Below are 26,936 nucleotides of genomic sequence, written 5' to 3'. Positions count from 1 at the left end.
GCCTTAACCGGCGGCCTTTCTTTAACAGAACTAGGTAATCTGCATTCTCTTGTTATACAATGTCCGATAGCCAAAATGCAGCGAGCAAAACACTGCCAAGCACGTCACGGCACATACAGCGATGATGATGGCAATCTGATATAAAATCGCCGTCATAGGCATTGTGCCGGATAAAATTTGTCCCGTCATCATGCCAGGCAATGAGATGATACCCATACCAATCATCGAGTTCAACGTGGGCAGTAATGCCATTTCCAGAGAACGGTTGACGAGCGGCAGCAGGATTTTTTGCGGTGTTGCGCCGACATTTAACAGTGTGTCGATGCGGGCGCGATTAGACTTCAAGTTTTCGTCAAAGTTCCGCAACCCAAGACTCACACCCGTCATGGCGTTGCCTAAAATCATGCCGCCAATCGGAATGGTATAGCGCGGGTTGAATAGATTTACACCGACGATGACCATGATAAAAAAACAAATCACCGCAAGCCCCGTTGTTGCCAACGACACGCTGACAATGACCTTGAATCGCCGATTGATGCCGCGGCTACGTGACAATGCCGTGTAGATGGCGAATGCCGTCATCACCAGCAAGGCGGCCACTGTCAGCAGCGGGTGCGGGTTTTCAAAGAGATAGGTCAGCACCAGCCCTGCCAACGCGAGTTGCACCGTCATGCGCAGGCTTGCCACAATGAGCAGTTTAGTTTGGTTGATTTTGCAGCGTTTCATAATGATAAGCACAACAATCAACAGCAGGTAAATCAGCGCGAATTGCCATAGATTTAAGGCAATGATATCATCCATTGGCATTACCTCCCGTCAGTTCAATTAAATGGTCAGCGTACTGTTCGGCCAGCGTTTTGTGGTGCGATACGACAAGCAACGTCATGCCATTCTCGCGACAAAATGTTTTGATATTCGCCATAACGGCGTGTGCGGTAGCGTCATCAAGCGCACTTGTCGGCTCGTCGAGCAGCAACGCGTCGGGGCGGAACGACAGGCAAATTGCTGTAAAAATGCGTTGCTTTTCACCGCCCGACATATTGTCACATACGGCGTCGAGTTGAAAATCTATGGCGCAGAGCTTTAAGCATGCCAGCATTTCTTCATCATCCAAAGGCGGCAAGTCGCGGTATTGATAAAATTGCACAAAATTATCCCGTACGCTACCGGCAAATAAAAACACCGACTGCCCGCACAGCAGGACATTCTGCCGTAGGGCAATCGGGTCGTATTCGTCGAGGTGTTTATCGCAATAGAAAATTGCGCCGCCAGCGGGCGAAATCACGCCGTTGAGCAGTTTCAACAACGTGCTTTTACCACACCCGCTCTCGCCGCAGATGAAAGTCGCCGTTTGTGCCGTAATTTCTAAATCGGGATAGTTTATAATGTCCCGAAATTGCACGTTGCGGAGTGTGAAGATGGCCATTGTTTGGTTACCTCTTAAAATTGCGTTGATGTTAGTATGGATAGACAGCCCTAGAGCGCCCCTTTTTTGTTCATCTCTTTCAAGTTTCCCATTTTAGCCGCGCGGCTGTCCAGTTCGGTATACAGCGCCTCAATCGTCACATCTTTGCACGCCATCAGCACCAGCATATGATATGTCAAGTCGGCAAGCTCATTAACTAATTCGGCTTGATTATCCTCTTTGGCAGCGATAACGGTTTCGGTGCATTCTTCGCCCAGTTTTTTTAGAATTTTATTCAGGCCCTGCTCAAATAGGTAGCGCGTGTAGGATTTTTCGTCGCCATCCCCTGCCTTGCGTTGCAGAATGGTATTGTAGAGTTGGATGATGGTATCGTTCATAGTGCAATCTCCTTATAGAAACACGAAGTCTCCCCTGTATGGCACGTTGGCCCAACGGGGTTTACACGATACAGCAAACTGTCTTCATCACAATCGGCAATGATAGACACAATGTGCAAAAAATTACCCGATGTCTCGCCTTTCAACCACAACTTATTTCGGCTACGGCTCCAAAAATGCCCTTTTTGGGTTTCCAATGTCTTTTCCAAGGCGAGTTGGTTGACAAAGCCCAGCATAAGGACTTGGTTTGTATCGGCGTCCTGCACAATGACGGGAATTAGGTCAGATTTGATAAATAGATTTGCTATGTTCATTGTGTTTCACTCCAAACTATCATCAGTGTCCCGTTTTCCACCGAAATCGTAGCTTCTTCACCAGTAAATTCATTGCTCAGTCCCAATGGCTTCGCACTTTCCAGTGTAGCATTTTTTAACGGATATTTTAAACCAGATAGCGTCACATTTTCGGCATTGCCGCCTTGAGCGAAAGCCGAAATCGTACCTTCCCTGCCCATTGGAAACGCCATCTCGTCATTATGTATACACGTTATCATTTCCTGCTCGCCGTACAGAAATCCTCGTGCGCCGCGTTGCGCCAAATCGGCTAAGCATTGTATGTTCGCCAGTGTGTGGTCGAGCCGCCCACCTGTGCCGCCGTAGATATGAAATTCGCGGCAGCCGGCTTGCCAAGCGCGCTCAATGGCGGCACGCATATCGCTTTCGTCCTTGTCACGCCGCAGGGTAATCACGCATTCGCCGTCGGGTGTAAAGCCCAGCGAATCAAAGTCACCGATGATTACATTGGGCTGAATGCCCAGTTTTTGCAGATGCATCAGCCCACCATCAGCGGCAACGATTAAATCAACCGTCGGCAACGATTGTGACGCAAATAATTCACCCGCCCCCATAATCAAACAAGTCAACATACAAACCTCCGTGTTTACATCTGTGTCAAAATCTAGTATACTGATAAGAGCGTGATGCAGAATCATGCCCCCTATATCAACTCAAAAGGAAAAATTTACATGAAGCTAGGTATTGTCGGACTCCCCAACGTGGGCAAGAGCACTCTTTTTAACGCATTGACCAAGGCAGGCGCAGAGGCTGCCAACTACCCGTTTTGCACCATCGACCCAAATATCGGTGTTGTTATCGTACCGGATGTGCGGCTTGCCGAATTGGCTGAGGTTTATAACCCCACAAAAATCACACCGGCGACCATTGAATTCGTTGACATTGCCGGGCTGGTGCGCGGCGCAAGCAAAGGCGAGGGTTTGGGCAATCAATTTTTATCGCATATCCGCGAAGTCGATGCCATTGTGCACGTCGTGCGCTGTTTCGACGACGACAACGTCGTACACGTTGACGGCCATGCCGATCCGGCACGGGATGTTGAGACCATTAATATTGAATTGTCGCTGGGCGACTTGGATATTGTAACGCGCCGCCGCGACAAGGCGCAGAAGCTCATTAAAGCAGCCGATAAAAATGCTGTTTGGGAAACCGAAGTACTGACACAACTCATGGCACACCTTGACAACGGCGGCAGCGCCAATAGTTTTGAGGCCGATGATAAGGTACAACGTCTGCTTGACTCCATGCCGTTACTCAGCGGCAAACCCACCATTTATGCCGCCAATTTGGACGAAGAGGGTTATCAAAACCCTGAGGCAAACGCACATTTTAACGCACTACAAGCTATTGCCGACCAAGAAAACGCCAAGCTCCTGCCCGTTTGCGCCAAACTAGAAGCCGAATTATCCACGCTTGCCGACGGCGAACGGCTGGAATTTATGAACGAATTGGGCATCGCACAATCGGGACTAGATAGACTGATTGCCGCAGGTTATGACTTGCTTGGTTACATTTCATTCCTCACCGCCGGCGCACCGGAAGTGCGCGCTTGGACCATCACTAATGGGACACTTGCCCCACAAGCCGCCGGTAAAATCCACACTGATATGGAGCGCGGCTTTATCCGTGCCGAGGTGGTGAGCTATGATGATTTTGTCAAAATCGGCAGCATTGCCGCAGCAAGAGACGCGGGGATTCTACGCAGCGAGGGCAAGGGTTATGTGATGAGAGATGGGGATATTGTGAACTTTTTGTTTAACATCTAGATTGTACCATATATATAGCGCTGTGGTCAACCCACCCATAAAGCCACAATGCCGTGCAGGGCACGGCCACTTACGCAGCAGGAGGTGCAGTCATGCCTCTTAACTTCATCCTTGGTCGTGCCGGCAGCGGCAAAAGTACTGCTTTGCTTGACATGATTGCAACGAACGGGCGGCAAAACGCCGCCCCTACACCTTGTCTACTTCTTGTGCCTGAAACATTCAGCCATGAGACTGAACGGTTGCTATGCACGCATTGCGGTGACAGCGCGGCAGTATATGCCGAAGTTATCACGTTTAAGCGGCTGGCGTCACGGTTGCAACTGGCGGGACAGCAACTCAAAAGCATTGACGACAGCGGGCGGCAGTTAATTGTCAAGCTCGCCGTTGATTTGGCGCGTGAGCAAATGAAAAGTAGTTATCGTACTGTGCGCACCAACGCCTTTTTGCCTGCGCTGCTGCAAACCATTGACGAGCTGCAACGCGGCAATTTGACACCTGAACTGCTCGCCGAAGCGTCGACATTTGCCGACGAAGACATCATGCGCAACAAATTGCACGATTTATCGCTGTTGCTGTCGGCATATCAAGCGGCCGGCGAGCGCGTGGGCACAAACGTGCGCGATGAATTGACACAAATGGCGGAACTCTTGCCCGCCAGTGGATACGCGCAAGGCGTGCGCTTGTTTATTGACGGCTTTGTGACATTTACAACGGCAGAACTCGCCGTCCTGCACGTATTTTTCGAACAGGCAAAAGACGTACATGTTGCATTATGCCACGATGATGATCCGCTATTTTCCACAACCGACAGCACAGTTGAGCAACTGAAAAGTATGGCGCAAGACTGCGGCCGCGAAATCAAAACCACCAAACTATCAAGAACTGCCCCCTTCGAACCACTCCACGCACAAAATTTGAGCGCACACAGTCCGCCTTTACACGCGCTTGTAACCATCTACGCCGCCCAAGATATTCGCGAACAATGCGACATCGCCGCGGCACATATTGTCAAACTCATTGCAAGCGGCGCACGATACCGCGATATTGCCGTTACGGCACGACACATCGACGGCTACAACGCGCCGCTTGCCGCCACTTTTGCACGGTACGGTATTCCGCTGTTTGCAGACGGCAAGACCGATATTTTGCAAAAGCCCATCTTGACGGCATTGTTATCGGCACTTGATTGCTTGCAAAACGGCTTTCGCTACGAATCAGTTTTTGCCTATTTGCGCACGGGTTTAAGCGGGCTGACAAACAGTGAGTGCGACAAACTAGAAGCCTATGTCTTACGTTTGCAGCCGCACTCGTGGGCGAAAGATTGGGCGTGGCACCCCGACGGCTATCGCGCCGAGTGGGAGTCATGCCACCACGATCAGTTAAACATCGTCAATGCTCTGCGCCATAAAGTATATACACCGTTACAGCGTTTACACGAGACATCCAAAGCCGGTCAAACAGGCAAAGGACAAGTGCTTGCATTATATCAATTCATCGAAGACTTGCAGTTGGCCGCGCAGTTGGAGCAACGGGCGGCACAATTGCATGCCAATGGGCATCAGCAATTGGCCATCGAAACGCAACAATTATGGGATATTGCATGTCGTGCGCTGACGCAATGCCACCATATTTTGGGCGATTTACCACTCAACTTGCCGCAGTTTGCCGAACTGTTCAAGCTGGCGTTGTCGCATTACGACGTCGGCGCAATCCCTGTATCACTCGACTGTGTGACAGTGGGCGGCACAGATCGGCTGCGCAAACGACAGTTAAAACATTTGATTTTGCTGGGCGCCGACGATGAGCTGCTCGCTCCGCCCGAAGTCGGCGGATTGCTATCAGAAAGTGACCGTGTATTTCTTGAAATGTTGGGACACAGCCTCACCCCTACACTCGACAAGCGGCTGAGTCGTGAGCGCTTTATGTTCTACGCCGCCGTAACATTGCCGGCGGAATCGCTATCAATTGTTGTGCCTGCCGACGGCGGCGAACGCGCTGAAAATCACATCGTCAAAGGCTGGCGCAAAGCTTTTGATTTGCCGTTGCTGACAGCTGATGCCCTGATGCCCGAGCGCATCGGCGGCAGTATTGACACGGCGCGAGAGGCAGCAGCGCAACAAGACACCGAGGGCGACATTGCCCGCGCTTTGCTGGAAGAGCGCGGCGGCCATGAACGCTACTTGCAATCGCTGGACGCCGCGCGAAATTTGCATCGCACACCGTTGTCTCTCAACCATGCCCGTCGACTCTACGGCAACCCGCCGTTGTCGGCCACGCGCATGGATTTGTGGCAGAAGTGCCGTTTCCAGTATTTCATGCGCTATGGCTTACGGGCCGGCACACGCCCCGAACCCGGCTTTTCGGGACTGGATAGCGGCAGTTTTATCCATGCCGTCATTGAGCGCGTCACACGTGACGTTGTGGCGCAAGGTGGCTTTCAAGTCATTGCGCGGGAAGAGATTGCACAGCTTGCAAACAACCATGCCATTATCTACTTAGACACCATTTTACCCTCTGGCAGCAAACGCCATAATCGTTTGCAAACTTATGCCAATCGTTTGACATTCATGGCCGAGCGTGTGGTATTGCATATTGCCGATGAATTAAAAGAGAGCCAATTTCAGCCATTACTTATCGAAGAGCTATTCAGTCTTGAATTTCCTGCAGAAAACCGCGATATACTGACCCTGCGCGGCGTCATTGACCGCGTCGATGGCTACGAGTGCGACGGCAAACTATATCTGCGCGTGGTCGATTACAAGAGCGGGCGCAACGGATTCTCGCTCAACGACTTGTACCATGGGTTGTCACTGCAATTATTTCTCTACACGCTGGGCATTGACAAGCTGGTGAACCGTGATGCAAAACTCGCGGGACTGCTCTACGTGCCTGTCCATGAGGCGATTGTCAAGGAGGGCGACAATCCCGACGATAAGCTTCGCCGCTCTGGGTTGCTGCTTGACAACGAAAGTTTGTTGACGGCTATGGAAGCCAACCCCGGCGCACGATTCTTGCCCAAAAAACAGGGCGACAGCTACTTACTCACGTCACTGGAAACGTGGGGCAAAATGCAAATACACGTCAAAAAAATCATCGAGCAACTGGCACATGAAATTCACGGCGGCGCATTGCAGGCTGAGCCGCTTGTGCGTGAAAAGAAGCTGGTGTGCGAGTATTGCGACTTCAAAAACGCCTGCCAATTTGACCGCGATTGCGAAAAGTCGCGGCACTTTACGCGGTTAAAGCCGGATGAGATTGTGGGGAGGTTGGAAAAATGAATTTGACAACCGCCCAACAGCAGGCCGTTAACACACGCGGCAGCGCCTTGCTCGTCAGCGCCGCCGCCGGCTCGGGCAAGACGCGCGTATTGGTTGAGCGCATCATGAAATATCTATCTGAGGGCGTCGATTTGGAAAAATTCCTCATCGTGACATTCACTAAAGCAGCAGCGTGCGAAATGCGCGGACGCTTGGCAACGCTCATCCTTGAACGCATGAACGCCGAGCCGCACAACAACATTTGGGCACGACAATACGCCCGCCTGCCGCTGTGCAGCATTGACACCATCCACGCCTTTTGTAGTAAACTACTGCGCGAAAAGGCGGCATTGTGCGGCATTGCCGCCGACTTTCGATTGTGTGACCGTCAAGAACAGGCGCACATTGAAGCCCGTATGCTCGACCGCGTGCTGGACGATTGCTACGCGCAAGATTCACCCGAATTTCAAGCACTCATCGCCAACACCATCGATGTGCGCGACGACAGACAACTCGGCGAATGGGTTGCCAAGCTCCACACCGCCGCTTGCGCCCACGCCGATCCGCGTGATTGGCTGAAACACATGACGCACGGGTCAAACAACTGTCGTCCCCGGATTGACAGTACATCAAACGATTATCTGCAACGCGCCGCCGCACAACTTGACGCCGCTATCGACAGCTTACAATCGGCGTTGGCGCAATTGCAAGCCGACCCGGATTTATATGAAAAATACATTGGCACATTCACGATTGACTTGCAGCACGCCAAGGAGTTTCGACAAGCGGCAGACATCAGCTGGGATGCCTTGCGTGACAAAGCATTTGACTACATCCCCGACACACTGCGCGGCAACGGTAAAAAAGCCGAAAAAGAGCTTGTCAAGGATTTGCAAGAGCAGTGCAAACCTGTCCGCGAAGAGTGGAAAGACTTGCATAAATCACTGAAAAGAACTATGGTGTTGAGCCATGACGAGATTGCCATACAGGAAAAGAATGCACAACCTGTTGTAGTCGGATTGTGCCAAGCGGCATTGCAGCTGGATGAGGCATTGCGGCAAGAAAAGCGCCGGCTCAACGTCTTGACGTTCAACGATTTAGAACATTTATCACTGCAGCTGCTGCAAGATAAAAACATCGCGCAAGAAGTCAGCGGACGGTTTGTCGAGGTGTGCGTTGACGAGGTACAAGACATCAGCGCGTTGCAGGAAAAGCTAATTACAGCGTTGTCACAAAGCGGACACAACATCTTCTGGGTGGGCGACGTACGGCAGTCGATTTACCGCTTTCGGCTGGCAGAGCCGCAGTTGTTTTTGGATAAGTATCATAGTTATGAGGATATTGATGTAGGGGACGCGGAGGAAAATCACCCGCCCTCTGCGGAGGGCACCCTCTTTTGCGAAAGAGGGCAAGGAGAGGACGTAGCCAACCTCAGCCCTCTTTGCAAAGAGGGTGCCGTCGCAACGGCGGGTGATTTTCCCGCCCACAGGCGACATCCCCGCCGTATCCTCCTCAGCCAAAATTTCCGCTCACAGCCAAAAATCATTGACCTCGTCAACACGGTATTTTCGCAAATCATGACAAAGTCGGTCGGCGAAATGGACTACACTTCACGCGAATATTTGCAGACGGATAAAACTTTCGACGATATGCCAACGCCGCAACTCGTATTATTCAACACCCCCGATGACAACAACACCCCTGATGATAATCTTGCAGGCGACGGTCGCCTCACCCGCGAAGCCGACTGGATTGCCGCACAGATTGCCCAACTCTGCCAACAAGACAACGTCACACCCTCCGATTGCGCCATCTTGCTGCGCAAAACTAGCGTACAATTTATTTTTGAAAAGGCGTTGCGCGACCACGGCATCCCCTATCGCGTTAAGGGGCGAAATAACTTGTTCGACTACCCTGAGGCACTCGTGCTGCTCAGTTACCTGTCCATCCTCAACAACCCTACCGAAGACGCCGCACTAATTGCTGTACTGCGCAGTCCGCTGTATATGTGCACCGCCGATGATTTGGCAGAACTGCGCGGCTATGCGCCCGACAGCAATTTCTACCAGGCTATGGAGGCCTCACAGTCGCAAGGCACATCGTGGGCGCAAGCTTACCACGACATTCAACGCCTGCGCTTTTTAGCGCCCGATATGGGTGTAGGGCAACTGACGTGGCACATTATGCAGCAAACGCATATGTTGCCGCGCTATACCGCGCAGCCGATGGGCACTCGTTGCCGACACCACTTGACGTTGCTGCTTGATATGGCACAAGACTTTGAAAATCAATGCCGCGGTGGATTGTTTGCCTTTTTAGTATTTCTGCGCAAACTGGCGCAAGATGGCTATGAAATCGATGCGCCCGACAATACACAAGAGGGCGTGCATATTATGACTATCCATGGCTCGAAGGGGCTGGAATTCCCTTATGTTTTCCTAGCCAATTGCAGCGGACAATTCAACGTCACGCACATCGACAGTCCGCCGCTGCTCATCCACCCCGCGCTCGGCATCGGCCTAACGCTCATCAACCAAGACCGCACGCACACCTATGAAACGACCGCTCACCGCTGTATCGCGGCGCGGCTGCATGCCGATATGCGCGCCGAAGAGATGCGCTTACTCTACGTCGCTATGACGCGAGCCGAGCGACAGCTGGTTATGACGGCAACAGAAACAAATTTGTTCCGTGTAGAGAAAGCACTTGAACAACTCGCCGCGCCGCGCCGCAATGCACTGTCGCCATTGCAAGTTGCGGCACGGAAGAGTTATGCTTGGTGGCTGGTTGATGCTCTGTGTGGGCATGGCAAGGTGTGTAAGATTGTTCTTTCAAAAAATGAGACGAAAATGTGCAGGGGCGAACTATGTTCGTCTGCAACTTATACCAATGGCACAGAAAAAGAGCCCACCATCATGGGCGAACACAATTTGCCCATACAACAGCAATGCAAAGATTTGCTAAACTTCATCTATCCCTACACTGCTGCAACGTCATTACCCTCCAAAGTCACGGCAACTGAGTTACGCGGACTGTGGTGCGACCCGGAATTGGCAGAGGATACGGCACCAGAGCTTGAATTTGTGTTTGACAGGCCGCAATTTGCGCAAGAGGCACGTGGGTTGACTGCCGTCGAACGCGGGTCAGCGGCACATTTGGCGTTGCAGCACGCCAATTTGGCGCGTTGTGGCAGCCTCGACGGTTGCAATGCCGAACTCGACGGCCTTGCCGCGGAGGGAATCATCACGTCGCAGCAACGTGAGGCCTTGCGTCCAACGCTACTCTTCAAATTCTCCAACAGTTCGCTGTCGCGGCGATTGCAGCGTAGCGACACGATCTGGCGTGAGAAAAAGTTTTCATTATTACTTGATGCCGGGCATGGCGAAGAGCAGTTATTACAAGGCGTCATTGACTGCTGCTTCCACGAAGGTAACGGCTGGGTGATTGTTGATTACAAAACTGATGCCGTCAAAGTGGGCGAAGAGCGGACGCACAGCGAGCGGTATCGTCCGCAAATTGAAGCATATGCTGTCGCGCTGTCGCGCATGACTGGCGAACCTGTTATAGAGGCACTGTTGTATTATACATCAATTGGAAAGACTATGAGGATATTACCATGAACCTATCGACCACTGCCACGCGCATTGACGATGCATTGCGCCGCGCACTCGCCCACAAGGATGAGGACTACCAACGCCTGTGGAACGCCATGAATTACAGTGCACTCGCACCGGGCAAGCGCATCCGCCCTTTTCTCACGCTTGCTGTTTCCGATATGCTGGGCGGCAATGAAGAAGCAAGCATGCCGCTGGCATTAGCGGTCGAATGTCTGCACGTTTCGTCACTGATTCACGATGATCTGCCCTGCATGGACAACGATACCATGCGGCGCGGGCAGCCAACCTGCCATGTACAATTTGACGAAGAAACGGCGTTGCTTGCCGGCGACGCTTTAATGATCTTTGCCTTTGAGATTGCCGCAAGCGCAAAATTGCCGTCTGGCTCACTTGTCGAATCCTTACGCTCATTGAGTGTCTATGCCGGCGTGCGCGGAATGATGGGCGGGCAGATGATAGATCTGCAATCGGAGCGATTACAAACTGAACTGCCACTTAAAACTTTATACAAATTGCAATCGTTAAAGACAGGTTGTTTACTAAAATTGGCGGTACGGCTGGGCTGTCTTGCTGCACAAAAAAGCCCCGTAAGCGACGCTGAGCTCTATATAGCGTTGGAGTCTTACGCCGAGGCATTGGGGCTGCTGTTTCAGATTACCGATGACATTTTAGATGTCACGGCAACGTCTAAAGAGTTGGGTAAATCAGCCGGCAAGGACGTGCGCGACGGCAAGGCCACATTTGTGTCGGCACTCGGATTAGACGGCGCAAAAGCCGCGGCATCGCGACAATTGGCGATTGCCAAACAGTCCATTACATGTTATGATAGTGCAAATGTTTTGACGAGCCTTGCTGAGGGGATTCTCGACAGGAGGAAATAATGCAACAAGAACAACGCCCATCAATCACAAGCGGCACTTTTTGGTATTTCGCCGCTGCAACGGTACTGTTTCCGTTTGTTTACAGCCGATTACAGCGGCTGATTATCCAGCTTGGCGCAGCGTTTGTTTCTCATGTCAGTCCAACGCACGAAATTGCAGATGCGACATGGCTGCATAACCTCGCCCTGCTTAACATACTGCCGGGCGTGGTCTATTTATTGCTGATCATTGGCTTTTGGATGTTAATTCGGCATACAAGATTCCACTTGCCAGGGCAGTTCAACTTAAAAGTTTCGCCGGAAGAGGCCGTGAAAGGCTTTTTTTGCGGCATCACGCTATGGATGTCTACAGTATTCTTCTTCACGATATTCTCAATTGCCTTTCCATCGGAAACAGCGCATGCAGAGTATGTCGAACGCATGGCAATGCTGACACGTAGCCCATGGATTTTTCAGTTTATTTTTACTGTTATCATGGCACCGATTGTTGAAGAAGTGGCGTTCCGCGCAGGCATGTTCGCGGCATCGAAAAAAATAATGCCACTTAAAGCAGCATTGGCGTTACAGGCAATAGCGTTCGGGGTGATACACCTTGATTTTAGCCGTCAGTATTGGAATTTTCAGCAAGGCATATACGCTGCGGTTATCGGTGTGTTGTTGGCATATATCTACCATCGCACGGGATCATTGATGGCAGTCATTATCGTACATATGAGTTTCAACGGAAGCAACTATTTTATCGCACCGCTACTTACTCGGCTTGGAGGCTCCGGCATCTTAGGCAGCATGATAATGCTATTGCTGTTTCCTGCAAGCATTGTAGCATCTGTGTTTTTAGTCAAAGGACCGCGCTCGCGGATAAATACCAAGGGAACGACTTGGTAAACCAGAGTCCTTGGACTACCCATCTCGCTTCAACATCGCACCGCTGTCGCGCATCGATACGTAATCTTCCTCATCGAAAATCAAATGGTCAATCAACTCAACGCCATACAAACTCAGCAGGCGTTGAATTTGGTGAGTTGTCGTAATATCAACGGGCGAAAAAAGCGCAACATCACTGACATGATTATGTCCCAACACAGCGTAGCGGCAACGGCGGCGCGTAATAATATCCAAAATAGCGTGCGGCGATATGGTCACATGATCAAATGCGCCATACCCCAATTCAACGCACAATTGCTGACGATGCCCAGCATCCATGGTAAGCAAAAACGCCGCTTCGTTGGTGCGCCCTTTGAAACAGCTGTGCATCACCTCAATCATGCGCGCCTCGTTATTCAACACCACACGATTGCGTGACCTTGACTGCGCATATTTGCGGTAATGCCCCGTCAAAGTTGAAATAGAAAACGCCGCGTTGGCACTGATGCCGTCGACTTTTTGCAGTTCGCCTATCGGCGCGTCGTACACTCCAGCCAATGAGCCAAAGTGTCGAATTAGTCGATGCGCTAAGCCGTTGGTGTCCTTACGCGGCACAACGGGATAAAGCAATACTTCCAATGCCTCGTGGTCTTGCAGACCGTCTATACCATCCCGCAACACCCGCTCACGCATACGGTCGCGGTGCCCTTCGTGGAGGTTTTCTTTGCCCATAGTGGATTATTTGGCCGCAACAAGTTCTTCCATTGTAAATGCCGGAATCAGCGTCAGATTATGCGCTGCCAAAATTTCATGCGCGTTTGCGCCGCGTTTCAGCACGCACAACACGGTATCAATTATCGCGCCCTGTTTCCGCAATTCCGGCACGGCGTCGAGGATCGCGCCGCCGGTGGTTACAACATCCTCAATGATGCAAACACGCTTACCACTGACATCTGCGCCCTCGGCCAATTTGCACGTGCCATGCGTTTTGGCCTCTTTGCGCACAAATGCCGCGGGTATTCCCGTTTGCAATGAAATGGTTGTGGCAACGGGAATGCCGCCCATTTCTAACCCGGCCAACACCTCTGTGCCGGCGGGGATATGCGCCTTCATAACTGCCGCAATCTCTTGCAACAGTATCGGTTGCGCCTCGATGAGGTATTTGTCAAAATACTCGTGCGAGGTTTGCCCCGAGCGCAGGGTAAATGTGCCGGTCAAATAGGCGGCTTGATACATTTTTCGAGCCAATGCTTGCTTATCCACAAATGTGTCCTCCAACGATTATTTTTGAAACTATTCTCAATGAAGTGTTGAAAATCGATTTCCCCCCCCGGTCACAGCATGACAAGTTGTCAAGTTTCAGATTTTTACATAACGAAAACGACTGAAATTGCCGGGTCAAAAACTATTTTTCAATATGTCTATTGTACAGGATTTCGCGTACGATTGCAAGTGTGGATTTTTTGTGATATACTGAGTAAGATGGAACACAGGCGTACAGCGTGCGTCTTACGGCTCAATTTGACACCACTGCGGCGCGTTGATGCCATCGCGCCCTACATGCAAGACAGGAAAGGATAACATTGCATGAACAAACGGCTTCAACGGCTTTTGCGACCCGGTTTTCATGTTTATTTTTTAATGTTGCTGTTCTTTGCCGTATTGTCGGTAGCGTTTGGACAGCCTGTTTTGGCGAGCTTACAAGGCGCAGCGATTGTGATATTTTACCTTTATTACCGGCTTCGTGAAATGGCGCGACAACGCGAAGTGTTGAGTCACATTGAAACATTGGCAAATCATGTAGATAACGCCGCGAGCGACTCATTGGTCAGTTTTCCGCTACCCATGTTGATTGTCAACCTTGATGGCGACGAAATTGTTTGGGCCAATAGTCAATTCAACGATATCAGCGGCGTACCTGACCGTCCGTTTTCCAATCATTTAAGTAACATCACACAAGACTTCGACCTTAAATGGATTCTCAAAGGCAAGACTGAATGCCCCTCTGATGTTCTGCTCAACGACCGATACTATCATGTCTATGGCAGTGTTATCCGCCCGTTCAAGGGCAGTCAAGCCACCACACAAAACGCCTCGCTGCTTGCCGTGTTGTACTGGATTGACACGACTGATGTACATCACCTCAAACAGGCATTGACCGACACGCGGCCCGCATTTGGCATCTTGATGGTGGATAACTACGAAGAGATGGTCAAGGATATCAGCGAGGGTGAGAAATCGTCGCTACGAGCTGCCATTGATGAGCGCGTCAGCCGTTCGTTTGAAGGGACGGGCGCCTATCTGCGCCGCTATGATCGTGATAAGTACTTGTTTGTCATTGACAATGCAGCATTGCAACAATTGATCGTAGGCAAGTTTGCCGTACTCAACACTATGCGTGAGTTAACAACACCCGACGGTGTGCCAATTACACTATCGATTGGCATCGGTATACACGACAATCATTTTGCCGAGGCTTCGAGCTACGCCTCACTGGCCATTGATATGGCCCAGGCGCGAGGCGGTGACCAGGCTGTCATTAAAGACGCGCTCAATTTCAACTTTTATGGCGGACATTCCAAGGAGATGGAGAAGCGCACTAAGGTTAAGAGCCGTATTGTTGCCAACACGCTGAAAGAACTGATTATTGAGAGCGACCAAGTGTTGATTATGGGGCATAAAGAGTCTGACATCGACAGCGTGGGCGCGGCGGCGGGCATTGCCTTCATTGCACAATCGCTGGACATACCTGTTTATATCGTTATTGACCAAAATAACACGGCAGCACAGCCATTGATTGACCGGCTGAAAGCCCAACCGACGTTTGAAAATGTTTTCATTACGCCCGACGACGGCATGATTCGCGCTACGGCGCAGACATTGCTGATTATTGTCGACACCAGCCGCATTGATTACGTTGAGTCACCGGCACTGCTGCAGGCATTGAACAACGTGGCTGTTATCGACCACCACCGTCGCGCAGCGGATTATATTGAACGCACGGCGTTGAGTTTCCATGAGCCGTACGCCAGCTCTACATGCGAACTTGTCACTGAGTTGATGCAATATCTTATTGAGCCTAAGGCACTGACACGCGCCGTCGCTGAGGCGTTGCTAGGTGGCATCGCGCTTGACTCTAAGTTTTTTAGTATGCACACCGGCGTACGAACATTTGAGGCGGCGACGTATTTGCGCTCAGCGGGTGCCGACATGACGTCGGTCAAAAAAATGTTCCAGACTGATTTGTCCGATAGTATGCTGCGCTATGAAATTATCCGCAAAGCCTCCGTTGTGCGCGACTACATTGCCATCGTCACGCAGGAGAAACCTGTACCTGTTGCCATCGCGGCGCAAGCGGCTGACGAATTATTGGACATCCGTACAATACGCGCGTCGTTTGTGCTGTCACCGCACAATGGTGGCGTTAATATCAACGCGCGGTCACTAGACCAGATTAACGTGCAAGTCATTTGCGAAAAGCTGGGCGGCGGCGGACATATGACGATTGCCGGCGCACAAATGCAAAACATCGACGTATTTTCTGCGGCGCAGAAATTGCTGACCGCGATTGACGAATATTTTGAAGAGGCAGGAGAACCACAATGAAAATCATTTTACTCGAAGATGTCAAAGGCCAAGGCAAGAAAGGCGACTTGGTCAACGCCAGCGACGGCTACGCACGGAATTATTTATTCCCGCGCAAGTTGGCCATGGAGGCAACACCTGACGCATTGCATGCTTATGAACAGCGTGAAAAGAAGCGTCGTGCCGATTTGGAAAAGGAAATTGCTGCGGCCCAATCTACTGCTAGCGCGCTCAAAGACAAGATTATTATCATTGCCGCTAAAGGCGGCACTGGCGGCAAGCTATTTGGCGCGGTAACGGCGGCGGATATTGCCGGCGCTGTAAAAGAGCAAGTCGGCATTGCCCTTGACAGCAAAAAAATTGTTATGGAGCAGATTAAATCAGCGGGCGAGTATTCGCTAAAAGTCAAGTTGGGACATGAAATTAGCGGGATGGTGAATGTGAAGGTTGAGGTGTAAGCGTGAAGAAGGTCATACTTGGCGTAGGTATGCTCATCAGTGGCACAATTGGCATATCGGGGGCTATAATCGGATCGATTTTGGCTAACTCTAACCTCAACATAAATTCTCAACTACACAATAGTTTCGCAAGTTTAACGGGCATCACTCTCGGCGTCTCTGTATTATTCGCAATTCTGGGTCTAATCATTGCATTTGCGGGAGCCATCAAGGAGGATGAATAACTTGCCTATGGATCAACTCATTGTCAACCGCATGCCGCACAACGTTGAGGCCGAGCAATCGGTACTCGGTGCTGTGCTGATTGAGTCAAGCCGATTGCCCGAGCTCATCGAAATCCTCAAGCCATCTGACTTCTACGTTGAGCAGAACCGCGATATCTACGCCGTTATTTTAACCATGTATGGCAAAGGGCGTGTTGTCGACGGCATTACGGTCATGGACGAACTGCGATTACAAGAGACCAAAGATATCGATACGTTACGCACTTATATCTTGCGGCTAATGGAAATCACACCAACAGCGGCACACGTTTTAGAATATGCGCAGATTGTCAAAGACCACGCCGTGCTGCGCGCCGTAGCAACCGCCGCCGCCGACATTTCGGCCATGGTGGGCGAAGCGGCGGGCGAGGCACAAGCCATCCTTGATGCTGCCGAGCAAAAAATCTATGCCATCCGCAACGAAAACGCCAACACGCATATGTCTACGCTGAGTGAGGTCTTCCACGAAGTCTACCTGCGCCTGGACGAGTTGGCGCAACGCCCCGGCGAGCTACCCGGCATTCGTTCGGGCTTCAATGAATTGGACGCACGTTTAGGCGGCTTGATTCCGTCAAACTTAATTATTTTCGCCGCCAATGCCGGTGTGGGTAAAACGTCTGCCGCGCTAAACATCATGCTCTCGGCCGCGAAATTGAGCCAAAAGTCCGTAGCGTTTTTCTGCTTGGAGATGTCAAATGAACAACTCGGTCTACGCCTGCTGTCAAGTGCCGCGCGAGTCGACAATAAAAAGTTACGCGACGCCAATCTAACCCACGACGAATGGGACAGGCTTGCCAACGCCAGTGCAAAATTGGCAGAACTCGACATTTATTTTGACGACAATCCCTCTTCAACGGTGCTTGAAATGAAGGCCAAATGCCGTCGCATCCCCAATTTAGGATTGGTCATTATTGACTATTTGCAGTTGATTCAGAGCGGCGGTAAACGCAATGATAACCGCGTGCAAGAAGTTGGTGAAATTTCACGCTCATTGAAGATTATGGCAAAAGAGCTCCATGTGCCCGTTATTTGCTGCGCCCAACTTTCGCGCCGCAACACACAGCGCGAGGATAAGCGCCCCATTCTATCCGATCTGCGTGAATCGGGTTCGATTGAGCAAGATGCCGACGTCGTTGTCTTTCTGCACCGTGAGGCATACCATGACCGCGAGACTGAAAACCAAGACGACGCCGAATTGATCATCGCTAAAAACCGTCATGGTGAAACCGGCAGCATCGAAATGAAGTGGGATGGCAAGCACACGAGTTTTGTAGCCATTGATTACGGACATGGGTAAATTGCTCGTAGCCGTATCCGGCGGGGCGGATTCGATGGCGTTGCTGCACAGCTTGCACCATAGAACCACTCTCTGCTCATTACTCTCTGCTCACGCAGATGAACACAGTGCAGTATGCCGCTTGTGTAGCAATTCCCTACTGACCGTCGCCCATGTCAACCACCAAATCAACACTGCCGAAGCCAATGCCGCACAGGCACTGGTTGAAAATTATTGCCAAACACACGATATTGACTGCTATGTCGGTACGTTTAACGTGCCGAAGCTTGCGCGCGAAAGCAAACGCGGCCTTGAAGAAACAGCACGTACTGTACGCTATGATTTTTTTGCCGCACTTTTGGAGAAACTAAACGCCGACTACTATGTAACGGCACACACGCATGACGACAACGCCGAAACCGTTTTACAGCATATCCTACGCGGCTGCGGCACACACGGCTTGCGAGGCATGCAAGCTTTGCAAGGCAAACACTTACGACCTTTATTGCATGTCACGCGGGCGCAAATCGACGAATATGTCGCCATGCACAACATCAAATGTGCCGTTGACTCCAGTAACGCCGATATCGACTACACGCGCAACCGTATCCGGCATCAACTGCTGCCGCTCTTGCGCGAATTTAACCCGCAAATTAATAACGCGCTCAACCGCTTAGCAAACATTGCAGCCCAAGATACAGAATGCTTAAATACGCTCGCCACCGCGTTGGTTCACTCTGATGAGCAAGGGCAGTCATATTGTTTGCGCCATGAAATATTACCGGCACCATGTGCGCTACAGGCGCGTGCGCTGCGAAAACTGTATGCGCGGCAGGGATTGGAGCAAAAACATATCGCCGCTATGCTGGAAGCTATTGAACGGCACAGCGGTACAGAATTGCCTCATAAATTACGGTTGAATGTGCGCAAAGGAAAAGTGACAATTAACGAAAACAGCAATGCGATACTCGCCCAAACTGTGGGCAATGAATAAGGACTATTATTGGATATTGTCTATGGCAACCTACGACTTGACATCAATCCAAACATTTGATACAATATAAAAACTTGTGTGAAAGGATGTGACAAATTGAAAAGACGTTTGGTCAAAGACTTGGGATTTTATATTGTCGTAATTATCATTATGATTTTTGCGTTTACTTGGTTAAATCGTTCATCGCAGCCCGAACGCTTGACGTATGCGCAGGTGCTTTTGGCGCTTGAAGGGGAATATGTCGAGAAAGTTGAAATTGAAGATAACGAGCTGACCGTGCAGTTCCGTGAAGACTCGCCGTTTTTTGAGCGTTTCGGCGGTGTCGCTGAAATTGACTTGCCATTAGGCTGGCGTGACAGCTTAATGCCGATGATTGACGCACAAATTCTTGACGGCATATTGAGCGAAGACTCCAACATTGAGCCACCGGTCGCACCGCCGTGGTGGATCGTGTTCATACCCTATTTGATCTTAATTGTCGTTGTCGTCCTGTTGTGGTACTTTATGATTAAGCGCAGCGGCGGTGGTGAAGGCGGCCGTGCCATGCGGTTTGGTCGTGCGCGGACACGTATTGCCAGCGAAGACCAAAAGAAGCTCACCTTCGATGATGTGGCAGGGCTTGACGAAGAGCGTATGGAATTGGAAGAAATTGTTGATTTCCTCAAGCATCCTAAGCGTTATATCGACATTGGCGCACGCATTCCCAAAGGTGTGCTGCTAGTCGGCCCTCCGGGTACAGGTAAAACCACAATTGCCAAAGCTGTCGCAGGCGAGGCAGGTACGCAGTTCTTGTCTATCTCCGGTTCGGATTTCGTTGAACTATACGTTGGCGTAGGTGCGTCCCGCGTGCGCGACTTGTTTGAGCAGGCCAAGAAAACATCGCCGTCACTAATTTTTATTGACGAAATTGACGCCGTCGGCCGACAACGCGGTGCCGGTATGGGCGGCGGCCATGACGAACGCGAACAGACATTGAACCAACTACTGGTTGAAATGGACGGATTTGCCACCAATGAAGGCGTTATCATCATCGCGGCGACCAACCGTCCTGACATTCTCGACCCTGCGCTACTGCGCCCGGGACGTTTTGACCGCCAAGTGTACCTTGGTATGCCTGACATTAAAGGTCGTGAAGCGATCCTGAAAATCCATGCTAAAGGCAAAAGCCTTGACGGCGCTGTTGATTTAAACGTGCTTGCAAAGAAAACCCCCGGTTTTACGGGCGCCGACTTAGAAAATCTACTCAATGAAGCAGCACTGCTTGCCGCACGGAATAAGCAGAAAGCCGTACGCAACGAAGATTTGCACGAAGCTATGCTCAAAGTCATCGCCGGACCGGAGAAAAAGTCGCAAGTTGTCATTGAGCATGAGCGCAAGCTGACCGCATATCATGAGGCAGGTCATGCCATCGTTATGCGCCACTTACCGACACATGACCCGGTGCATCACATCTCAATTATTCCGCGCGGCATGGCAGGCGGCATGACCATCAGCTTGCCACAGGAAGACCGTCGCTTTATGTCTAAGCTCGAATTGCAAGAGCGCATTGTGTCATTCCTGGGCGGACGCGTTGCCGAAAAACTCATTCTCGATGATATTTCCACTGGGGCAGGCAATGACATTCAGCGCGCAACAGCCCTTGCGCGTAATATGGTTACAAAATATGGTATGAGTGACAAACTCGGCCCTGTCAACTTTGCCGGTGACCATGAAGAAGTATTTTTGGGGCGTGATTACGGACATATGCGTAATTATTCTGAGAGCGTCGCAGCCATTATTGATGAGGAAGTCAAAGCCATTATCGACAATGCCTATACAAAATGCCAAGAAATTCTAAACGCCAATATGCAAGTCCTGCATGACGTAGCGGCGTACCTCCTCAAAAACGAAACAATGGACGGCGAGACATTTGCCAAATATTTTGAATAATTACAAAAAACCGCCAATGGCGGTTTTTTTATGTCACCAGATACCACCCCTCCATTGTATATCGTACAGAGGGTATATTTCAAGTAAAGGAGGTGAGGTGCTTGAATACCATTCCCATTGTAGATCGGCAACTTGATACCGTATATCGCATTGCTTGCGTACAGACCCGGCATACGGCCGATGCCGAAGACATTACACAAGAAGTCTTCTTGGAATACGCGCGCCGCCAGCCTACTTTTGCATCGCCCGAACACGAGACAGCATGGTTTATCCGCGTCACTATGCACCGCTGTAAAAACTTGTTCAAAACGGCATGGCGACGGCACGTTTCTTTTTGTTTTATTGTAGATAATCTCGCCCATTACGGCGTGGGGAACATATTGGGTGCTAGTAGGGAGTTTGCTTATTATCGGGGTCTTTTAACCGGATAAAATTTCGTAAATAATGCTATATAATCTGAAAGTTTCTCAATCGTCGGGTTATTAAAAAACACCATTTTATGACTACACTTATCATATAACCGTCCATCAATAGTGTATTTTCTTAATCCCTTGCAAGGTCCATCACAGTAACAATCGCCACCCTCAAATGCGAAAGCGTCTTTAATATGCGTCGGCGCGTTTTCTATGTATGTGCAATGGTCGTTTATCTTTTTGAAATAAAAACGTAATTTTATTTCATTTTCAAATATTTGTATTTGCGCTATCTTGTTTTTGGTTTTCAACCCTGTTTTTGAGTAGGTAAACAATACGTTCCAACCGTCATCAAGCCCGATGGTTGCGCCGATGTCATACCCCAATTCATTCATCGTTTCATCAAAAGCAGCGATAAATGCCTTATCAATATCGCTGACGATGTCAAACCGCTTTTCGTTGATATGAGTTTTTATTTTTAGAAAAAATTTGGACATAACTATCTCCACTAATATAAATGTTGCCGTCTACACAAACGGCGCAAATGTACGCTATCTAATATATCTACCCACACACTATACTACAACTAACCGCTATAATCAAGGCGCGGGGTTGTTTTGAATCCTGTGCCGTTCTCTGCTTAATAGGTGCATTTGTACTTTTATGCAATATGGATAAGATAATCAATCAATTGGGGTGTTGCCTATCAAATCATAGCTCACGTTTTTGTTAGATTTTTCAATGCGTCCTTCCGCAATTGCATTTTCGACTATCTCTTTTGCTATCAGCACTAACGCTTTGATACATTCTACCGCTTGTCCGGTAGGATTTACAATTTTAATTTGCCCACAACAGCATACCCTATCAATTTTTTTGCCTAAAACATTCGCGCATGATTGATTCCGGCAATTTCCATCAGCGTCCTGATGACACCCCGCGCGGCTGTAATACAAATTTTCCCAAACAAAGTTCTTTAATCCATCGTCTGTTATCTTATCATTATATTTGTAAAAGAAGTTTAGTTGGACATTCCAACTTTTTTCATCTGTATTTATACGAAGACGACTCATTATAGGATTACAAAAAAACTTGACTGTCCAAGCATTTCTTGCTGCCCAACGTAGTTTAAGCCCGTTGTCATGTAAAAAGTCAGTAAAATTTATGATGTCGTGCAACTTATCTTCACTCAGAAATTCAGCGGCAACAATCTTTGGTGTTGGTTTGTTATTCCTTTTAAGTTCCCGCATTTTACCATCTGCCTCCGAAAATATAAATTTTGAATATCACGCCGAACGCAGATAACGAAACCACTATACCACGACATGGTGGCAAAGTCAATATTGCGAAAGGTAGCCGGCTCCGGAGGATATATGCCCCCGCCGCCGGACGCAATGTGCATAGCCTGCACGCCTCCGTCAAGGGTAAACCGCCTACGGCGGCGTGTACCACGCCCTTGACTGCCCCGCTTGTCTACTTGACAGGGGGCGCTGCAATTTGTCCCGAAGTTGCTTTCAAAAGTGCCGTTTTGGCACTAACAAGCACCGTGCTACATATGTGGCACGGTGCTTGTTTACCCTATGGCGACTGCCATGTTTTTGTTTTATTGATACTGTCTTATGGCAGTCCGCCGAATCTCCGTCCGTTTTTCTGTTGCATTCTAGGTCGTTGTCAGCTGCGGCAGCGTCACCGTCACCATCGTGCCGCCATCTGGTGCGCTTTCAATGTCCAGACTTCCGTTGTGCGCGCGCACGATTTCATCGGCAATGGTCAGCCCGATGCCACTGCCGCGTGCGCCCGAGGTTCCGCGGTAATATTTCAACTTAACGTGCGAAATATCTTCCGGCGCGACACCTTTCCCATGATCGCGAACTGCAATAACAAGCTTGTCATCAACACTTTGTAAACTCACATCAATGCGTTTATTCTCATCGGTAACGTCCAAGTCGGCAAGTCCATGTTTGGCGGAATTGTCCAGCAGATTAATCATCACTTGCTTAATGCGCTCTTTGTCGCCTACGATGCTTGTGTTTTCCTTGGACAATGCATCGTAATGTACCGCAATGCCTTCAGCGTTGTATACATCGCGATAAAAGCTGAGCAGCTCGCCTAATTCAGTACCTAAGTCGAAAGGCTCCATCGTCATGACAAAGCGGTCAGACTCTTGCTTAGTAAAGTCGAGCAACTGCTCAACCATGCGCGACAACCGCCCCGTTTCTTTGAGCATAATGCGAATACCTTGCCGCACATCTTCCTCGTCAGTCACATCGCCTGCCAACAACGTTTCACCCCAACCGGAAATGGCAGTCAACGGCGTACGCAACTCATGACTGACGTTGCTGACAAAATCGGACTTAATTGTTTCAGCAGTGCGAATTTCTGCTGACATGTGGTTGAGCGTTTCAGCCAACTGTCCAATTTCATCGTTATATTTCTTCTCAATACGAATACCATACCCGCCTGCCGCGATTTGGCACGCCGTGTCGTTAATTTCGCGCAGCGACTTAGTCACCGAGTTGATAAAAACAAAGTTGACAACGATAATCAACATCACCGCCAAAAGACCCACAACCAATGCTTCCATCATACTTTGCGCGATACGCGCATCGGCACGGCGCAATGACGTCACCAGCCGCAGTGCCCCGACCAACCGACCGTTACCGTCGTGTAGGGGCGTGGTTACGCTCACCACGCGCTCGCCTGTCACGTCATCCATGCCACGCGATGATGACATCCCGCCACCGCCCATGGCTTGCGCCACGTCTGGCGTTGCCGGCGAAAAATCAGCTGTCAAGCCAGTCGATGTGCGCACGATTCGTCCGTTTTGCCCGATAAATTGCGCTTCAATCGAGCCGCGGTCGGCAAAATATTCGACATACTGAATGATAGCAGCACTAAACGCCTCATCACCAAGTATGTTGACCCCTGTCAACGACCGTGCCGCGACAGATGCTCGCGTGCGCAAATTTGTTTCAACATTGCCGTAATAGTAGTCAGCAACGATAACAAAAAACGCCAATACCACCACAAGCACTACGCCCACCACTACGACTAAACTATTGCGCACCCATCGCCGCCTTAAACCGCCCCGTTGACGATGGTTATTACGGTATTGTTTTTTTACATCTCCCATTTGTATCCGTAGCCCCATACTGTTGTAATATGTCTTGGGTTATTACTGTCGTCTTCAACTTTAATCCGCAGCCGCCGCACATTGACATCAACAATTTTCAAATCGCTATGCTCTTTTTCCCACACCTTTTCGAGCAACATCTCGCGGCTCAATGCCGCATTCGGATTGTCCAAAAAGAGCTTCATCATAGCATACTCTACCTGCGTCAACTTGATTTCGCGCCCACGTTTATACAACATGCGCGTGGCAATGTTGAGCAGAAATGGTCCGCTGACTATCTCAGTCGAGCTTTGCGTCTCCTGCCCCAAGCGGCGGTACACCGCATCAATACGCGCCAACAACTCAGTCGGCGAAAAAGGTTTTGTCATGTAATCATCAGCACCTGTCATCAGCCCGGTTACTTTATCGACTTCACCGCTTCGTGCCGTCAACATGATAATACCCATGTGCGGGCGCGCAGCATGAATGGCTCGACAGACTTCAAAGCCATCCATATCGGGCAGCATCAAGTCGAGAAGGGCCAGCTGTATGTCGGGGTGCTCTGCAACGGCGGCCAATGCCGCCGCGCCAGTCGCTGCCTCAACAACTTCATAACCACCGCGCTTGAGATTAATGACCACAAAGCTACGAATGCTTGCCTCATCTTCAAGAATGAGTATTTTTTTTGGCATAATAGCCCTCCTTTCCTGTTACGCCTCACGGTCAGCCATCTAAGCATTCTGCTTAGCCTCTCCTGCACCGGCTGTTCGGCAACCCTTTATCAATGGTGCAACGCATCTGACAGCATGTCTGTTTCTATCCAATGCAAGGCTTCTCGCACTTGTTGTTCATCAAGTTGATACGCCACCATGTTATCACACAATTCAAATATTTTGACGACAATGACATCATCATTGCGCCGCAACACTTCAAAACGTCCGTCTGCTGGCACTCCATTTGCCATGCCGGTCAAACGCGAAATCGCTATAGCGTCATACACAGTATCGCTACTGTATTCATCGTCGCGTAGCGGCTCGTCATATGGATGTTCTTCATACAACACCCCACTGTACAAGTTATCAAGATAAATACACGACCCCAATATACCCAATACCACTTGCCGCTCGCGCACCGTCGCGTCGCGCCGCACAACCCGCACTGTGTTGTCCTGCCACAGCTCAGGCAATATAAAATACCAACCCTCGGCAAAATTATGAAACGTTTGCGACACGGGAATCAATTCACCATCAGCGTTAAAATTTTTCCACAGCAGGATATGCATATTGATATCATCATCGCCATCATCATTGTTTATAAGTGGCAATAGCATGGGAATGTCCAGCTTGCCGTCACCGTTGATATCTACAATACTCAGAAACGCCTCACGGCGCGTTGCGTCACTCCTTGCCGTTGCCGTGTCGATAGATATGTTTTCCAGCACACCGTCGCGGTAAATCAGCACATCGGTGACAACCATCGGCACGTCGATAATCACCAGCTCCGGCAATGCTGTTTCAACTGCATTCCGTCGACCAAACTCGGACTCGGCCACTGTCGATGTCAATGCATCCATCGGCATTGTCGCGACAGCGACACTGGTGACAAACATGGCAGGATGTCCGTCAATCAACTCAGAAAATCGTATATGCTGTAAACCGGAAATTTCATTCGATAATTCGACCAGCGAAGATACCACCAATTCATGCTCAATCCATTCATGCAGAAAAACATGGCCCGCCTGTACATCATTATCATAGTGAACAGTTAGCAAACGCTCGCGCCCCGAATTATCAATGTCATGCACGATAACAGCATCGTAATCAGTGTGCAAGATGTTGCGCGCCACTGCATCATCCAGGCGAAATACCGACAGCGTTTTCAGCGGGCGCTCCTCACCAATTTGCGTACCTACAATGATGTCCAGTGTGCCCTCACCGGTCAAGTCCGCATATGCCACAGACACCATTGTCTCACCAGGCAAATCAATAGTCAATAATGGCGCAAATTCTCCGTCAGCTTGCGCAAATACAGCGATATACAAGCCACCCGGCTCTTGATAGAACACAATAGCATTATCAATGCCGTCACCGGTCAAGTCGCGCTTTTGAATAGGTTGACGATTTGCTCCGGAAATAGGCGCAATCAGTGTACCACCGCGCTCATCAATCAAACGGTCGATTTCAACGCTCAACGCTTGCAATTCCAATGGTTGACGCGGCAAAGCCAACAAATCATCACCCGACACGCCATACGCACAAGCGGCGAAAAGCAGCGTAAGCAGTATACTGAAAATACCAATTCTCTTCATGGGCATATCACCTCAACATGCTTATTATAGCACGAATTTTACAATACGACAAGTAGATACG

At 50.0% G+C, this 26,936-nt stretch carries 23 protein-coding genes; 11 read left to right on the top strand and 12 right to left on the bottom strand.

Translation table 11 applies throughout. The features are described 5' to 3' along the window. Positions 1 to 30: 30 nt before the first annotated feature. The 5 genes from fetB to FWE06_00610 are packed head-to-tail and all read right to left on the bottom strand — an operon-like array spanning position 31 to position 2,728. Positions 31 to 801: an iron export ABC transporter permease subunit FetB gene (gene fetB / locus FWE06_00630; protein ID MCL2545686.1), complete on the bottom strand. Its 771-nt coding sequence runs from the start codon at positions 799 to 801 to the stop codon at positions 31 to 33. Next, entirely contained in the window at positions 794 to 1,426 is a 633-nt protein-coding gene (locus tag FWE06_00625; GenBank protein MCL2545685.1) for an ABC transporter ATP-binding protein, read from the bottom strand. The genes fetB and FWE06_00625 overlap by 8 nt, the downstream gene beginning before the upstream one ends. Before the next feature lie 50 nt (positions 1,427 to 1,476). Further along, positions 1,477 to 1,803, bottom strand: a complete 327-nt coding sequence (gene hisE / locus FWE06_00620; GenBank protein ID MCL2545684.1) for a phosphoribosyl-ATP diphosphatase — start codon at positions 1,801 to 1,803, stop codon at positions 1,477 to 1,479. Further along, entirely contained in the window at positions 1,800 to 2,117 is a 318-nt protein-coding gene (hisI, locus tag FWE06_00615; GenBank protein ID MCL2545683.1) for a phosphoribosyl-AMP cyclohydrolase, read from the bottom strand. Before hisI ends, hisE begins: the two co-directional genes overlap by 4 nt. Next, positions 2,114 to 2,728, bottom strand: coding sequence for a thiamine diphosphokinase (locus FWE06_00610; protein MCL2545682.1), 615 nt, complete (start codon positions 2,726 to 2,728; stop codon positions 2,114 to 2,116). The genes hisI and FWE06_00610 overlap by 4 nt, the downstream gene beginning before the upstream one ends. A gap of 99 nt (positions 2,729 to 2,827) precedes the next feature. On the opposite strand from FWE06_00610, the gene ychF reads away from it, so the two are divergent. The 5 genes from ychF to FWE06_00585 all read left to right on the top strand — a co-directional run bounded on the left by ychF (position 2,828) and on the right by FWE06_00585 (position 12,561). Then, the gene (gene ychF / locus FWE06_00605; protein MCL2545681.1) at positions 2,828 to 3,922 is read left to right on the top strand and encodes a redox-regulated ATPase YchF; all 1,095 of its coding nucleotides are present in this window, start codon (positions 2,828 to 2,830) and stop codon (positions 3,920 to 3,922) included. Between the two features lie 92 nt (positions 3,923 to 4,014). Next, complete coding sequence (locus FWE06_00600) at positions 4,015 to 7,200, top strand: PD-(D/E)XK nuclease family protein (GenBank protein MCL2545680.1); 3,186 nt, start codon at positions 4,015 to 4,017, stop codon at positions 7,198 to 7,200. Next, the gene (locus FWE06_00595) at positions 7,197 to 10,799 is read left to right on the top strand and encodes a UvrD-helicase domain-containing protein (GenBank protein ID MCL2545679.1); all 3,603 of its coding nucleotides are present in this window, start codon (positions 7,197 to 7,199) and stop codon (positions 10,797 to 10,799) included. Before FWE06_00600 ends, FWE06_00595 begins: the two co-directional genes overlap by 4 nt. Further along, positions 10,796 to 11,677, top strand: a complete 882-nt coding sequence (locus FWE06_00590) for a polyprenyl synthetase family protein (GenBank protein ID MCL2545678.1) — start codon at positions 10,796 to 10,798, stop codon at positions 11,675 to 11,677. Before FWE06_00595 ends, FWE06_00590 begins: the two co-directional genes overlap by 4 nt. Further along, complete coding sequence (locus tag FWE06_00585) at positions 11,677 to 12,561, top strand: CPBP family intramembrane metalloprotease (GenBank protein ID MCL2545677.1); 885 nt, start codon at positions 11,677 to 11,679, stop codon at positions 12,559 to 12,561. Before FWE06_00590 ends, FWE06_00585 begins: the two co-directional genes overlap by 1 nt. A gap of 15 nt (positions 12,562 to 12,576) precedes the next feature. On the opposite strand, the gene FWE06_00580 is transcribed toward FWE06_00585, so the two are convergent. Beyond that, positions 12,577 to 13,272: a DNA repair protein RadC gene (locus tag FWE06_00580; protein MCL2545676.1), complete on the bottom strand. Its 696-nt coding sequence runs from the start codon at positions 13,270 to 13,272 to the stop codon at positions 12,577 to 12,579. A 6-nt stretch (positions 13,273 to 13,278) separates the two neighbouring features. Next, a complete protein-coding gene (gene pyrE / locus FWE06_00575) occupies positions 13,279 to 13,803 on the bottom strand; it encodes an orotate phosphoribosyltransferase (protein ID MCL2545675.1) in 525 nt (174 codons plus the stop codon). Positions 13,804 to 14,127: 324 nt separating this feature from the next. On the opposite strand from pyrE, the gene FWE06_00570 reads away from it, so the two are divergent. The 6 genes from FWE06_00570 to FWE06_00545 all read left to right on the top strand — a co-directional run bounded on the left by FWE06_00570 (position 14,128) and on the right by FWE06_00545 (position 21,476). Continuing rightward, positions 14,128 to 16,146: a DHH family phosphoesterase gene (locus FWE06_00570; protein ID MCL2545674.1), complete on the top strand. Its 2,019-nt coding sequence runs from the start codon at positions 14,128 to 14,130 to the stop codon at positions 16,144 to 16,146. Then, positions 16,143 to 16,583 carry a 50S ribosomal protein L9 gene (gene rplI, locus FWE06_00565; protein ID MCL2545673.1) on the top strand — a complete coding sequence of 147 codons (441 nt, stop codon included), beginning with the start codon at positions 16,143 to 16,145 and terminating at the stop codon, positions 16,581 to 16,583. The genes FWE06_00570 and rplI overlap by 4 nt, the downstream gene beginning before the upstream one ends. A gap of 231 nt (positions 16,584 to 16,814) precedes the next feature. Beyond that, complete coding sequence (gene dnaB / locus FWE06_00560) at positions 16,815 to 18,143, top strand: replicative DNA helicase (GenBank protein ID MCL2545672.1); 1,329 nt, start codon at positions 16,815 to 16,817, stop codon at positions 18,141 to 18,143. Further along, entirely contained in the window at positions 18,136 to 19,116 is a 981-nt protein-coding gene (tilS, locus tag FWE06_00555; protein MCL2545671.1) for a tRNA lysidine(34) synthetase TilS, read from the top strand. The genes dnaB and tilS overlap by 8 nt, the downstream gene beginning before the upstream one ends. A gap of 150 nt (positions 19,117 to 19,266) precedes the next feature. Further along, on the top strand, positions 19,267 to 21,045 hold the full coding sequence (gene ftsH / locus FWE06_00550) for an ATP-dependent zinc metalloprotease FtsH (GenBank protein ID MCL2545670.1): 1,779 nt from the start codon (positions 19,267 to 19,269) through the stop codon (positions 21,043 to 21,045). A 101-nt stretch (positions 21,046 to 21,146) separates the two neighbouring features. Next, positions 21,147 to 21,476: a hypothetical protein gene (locus FWE06_00545; GenBank protein ID MCL2545669.1), complete on the top strand. Its 330-nt coding sequence runs from the start codon at positions 21,147 to 21,149 to the stop codon at positions 21,474 to 21,476. Here the strand turns inward: FWE06_00545 and FWE06_00540 are convergent. From FWE06_00540 to FWE06_00520, 5 genes are all read right to left on the bottom strand, one after another. Beyond that, a complete protein-coding gene (locus FWE06_00540; GenBank protein ID MCL2545668.1) occupies positions 21,452 to 21,955 on the bottom strand; it encodes a hypothetical protein in 504 nt (167 codons plus the stop codon). The two genes, FWE06_00545 and FWE06_00540, sit on opposite strands and share 25 nt — an antisense overlap. A gap of 186 nt (positions 21,956 to 22,141) precedes the next feature. Then, a complete protein-coding gene (locus tag FWE06_00535; protein ID MCL2545667.1) occupies positions 22,142 to 22,705 on the bottom strand; it encodes a hypothetical protein in 564 nt (187 codons plus the stop codon). Between the two features lie 410 nt (positions 22,706 to 23,115). Then, the gene (locus FWE06_00530; protein ID MCL2545666.1) at positions 23,116 to 24,522 is read right to left on the bottom strand and encodes a HAMP domain-containing histidine kinase; all 1,407 of its coding nucleotides are present in this window, start codon (positions 24,520 to 24,522) and stop codon (positions 23,116 to 23,118) included. 53 nt (positions 24,523 to 24,575) lie between these two features. Next, positions 24,576 to 25,259, bottom strand: a complete 684-nt coding sequence (locus tag FWE06_00525; GenBank protein MCL2545665.1) for a response regulator transcription factor — start codon at positions 25,257 to 25,259, stop codon at positions 24,576 to 24,578. Positions 25,260 to 25,348: 89 nt separating this feature from the next. Continuing rightward, positions 25,349 to 26,875 (bottom strand): VCBS repeat-containing protein, encoded by a 1,527-nt coding sequence (locus FWE06_00520; protein ID MCL2545664.1) that lies wholly within the window; start codon positions 26,873 to 26,875, stop codon positions 25,349 to 25,351. Positions 26,876 to 26,936 lie beyond the last annotated feature (61 nt).

The organism is Oscillospiraceae bacterium, assembly GCA_009780275.1.
Lineage (GTDB): Bacteria > Bacillota > Clostridia > Oscillospirales > UBA929 > WRAI01.
The sequence above is the reverse complement of the archived record's forward strand: the minus strand, read 5'-3'. Positions and strand labels throughout refer to the sequence as shown.

What these genes read in the sequence shown, in the direction of transcription:
- dnaB (MCL2545672.1), top strand. Translation starts at nt 16,815, where the DNA reads ATGGATCAACTCATTGTCAACCGCATGCCGCACAACGTTGAGGCCGAG.
- ychF (MCL2545681.1), top strand. Translation starts at nt 2,828, where the DNA reads ATGAAGCTAGGTATTGTCGGACTCCCCAACGTGGGCAAGAGCACTCTT.
- ftsH (MCL2545670.1), top strand. Translation starts at nt 19,267, where the DNA reads ATGATTTTTGCGTTTACTTGGTTAAATCGTTCATCGCAGCCCGAACGC.
- FWE06_00600 (MCL2545680.1), top strand. Translation starts at nt 4,015, where the DNA reads ATGCCTCTTAACTTCATCCTTGGTCGTGCCGGCAGCGGCAAAAGTACT.
- FWE06_00535 (MCL2545667.1), bottom strand. Translation starts at nt 22,705, where the DNA reads ATGCGGGAACTTAAAAGGAATAACAAACCAACACCAAAGATTGTTGCC.
- FWE06_00610 (MCL2545682.1), bottom strand. Translation starts at nt 2,728, where the DNA reads ATGTTGACTTGTTTGATTATGGGGGCGGGTGAATTATTTGCGTCACAA.
- rplI (MCL2545673.1), top strand. Translation starts at nt 16,143, where the DNA reads ATGAAAATCATTTTACTCGAAGATGTCAAAGGCCAAGGCAAGAAAGGC.
- FWE06_00595 (MCL2545679.1), top strand. Translation starts at nt 7,197, where the DNA reads ATGAATTTGACAACCGCCCAACAGCAGGCCGTTAACACACGCGGCAGC.
- hisE (MCL2545684.1), bottom strand. Translation starts at nt 1,803, where the DNA reads ATGAACGATACCATCATCCAACTCTACAATACCATTCTGCAACGCAAG.
- FWE06_00590 (MCL2545678.1), top strand. Translation starts at nt 10,796, where the DNA reads ATGAACCTATCGACCACTGCCACGCGCATTGACGATGCATTGCGCCGC.
- tilS (MCL2545671.1), top strand. Translation starts at nt 18,136, where the DNA reads ATGGGTAAATTGCTCGTAGCCGTATCCGGCGGGGCGGATTCGATGGCG.
- fetB (MCL2545686.1), bottom strand. Translation starts at nt 801, where the DNA reads ATGGATGATATCATTGCCTTAAATCTATGGCAATTCGCGCTGATTTAC.
- FWE06_00570 (MCL2545674.1), top strand. Translation starts at nt 14,128, where the DNA reads ATGAACAAACGGCTTCAACGGCTTTTGCGACCCGGTTTTCATGTTTAT.
- FWE06_00585 (MCL2545677.1), top strand. Translation starts at nt 11,677, where the DNA reads ATGCAACAAGAACAACGCCCATCAATCACAAGCGGCACTTTTTGGTAT.
- hisI (MCL2545683.1), bottom strand. Translation starts at nt 2,117, where the DNA reads ATGAACATAGCAAATCTATTTATCAAATCTGACCTAATTCCCGTCATT.
- FWE06_00580 (MCL2545676.1), bottom strand. Translation starts at nt 13,272, where the DNA reads ATGGGCAAAGAAAACCTCCACGAAGGGCACCGCGACCGTATGCGTGAG.
- FWE06_00525 (MCL2545665.1), bottom strand. Translation starts at nt 25,259, where the DNA reads ATGCCAAAAAAAATACTCATTCTTGAAGATGAGGCAAGCATTCGTAGC.
- FWE06_00540 (MCL2545668.1), bottom strand. Translation starts at nt 21,955, where the DNA reads ATGTCCAAATTTTTTCTAAAAATAAAAACTCATATCAACGAAAAGCGG.
- FWE06_00625 (MCL2545685.1), bottom strand. Translation starts at nt 1,426, where the DNA reads ATGGCCATCTTCACACTCCGCAACGTGCAATTTCGGGACATTATAAAC.
- FWE06_00520 (MCL2545664.1), bottom strand. Translation starts at nt 26,875, where the DNA reads ATGAAGAGAATTGGTATTTTCAGTATACTGCTTACGCTGCTTTTCGCC.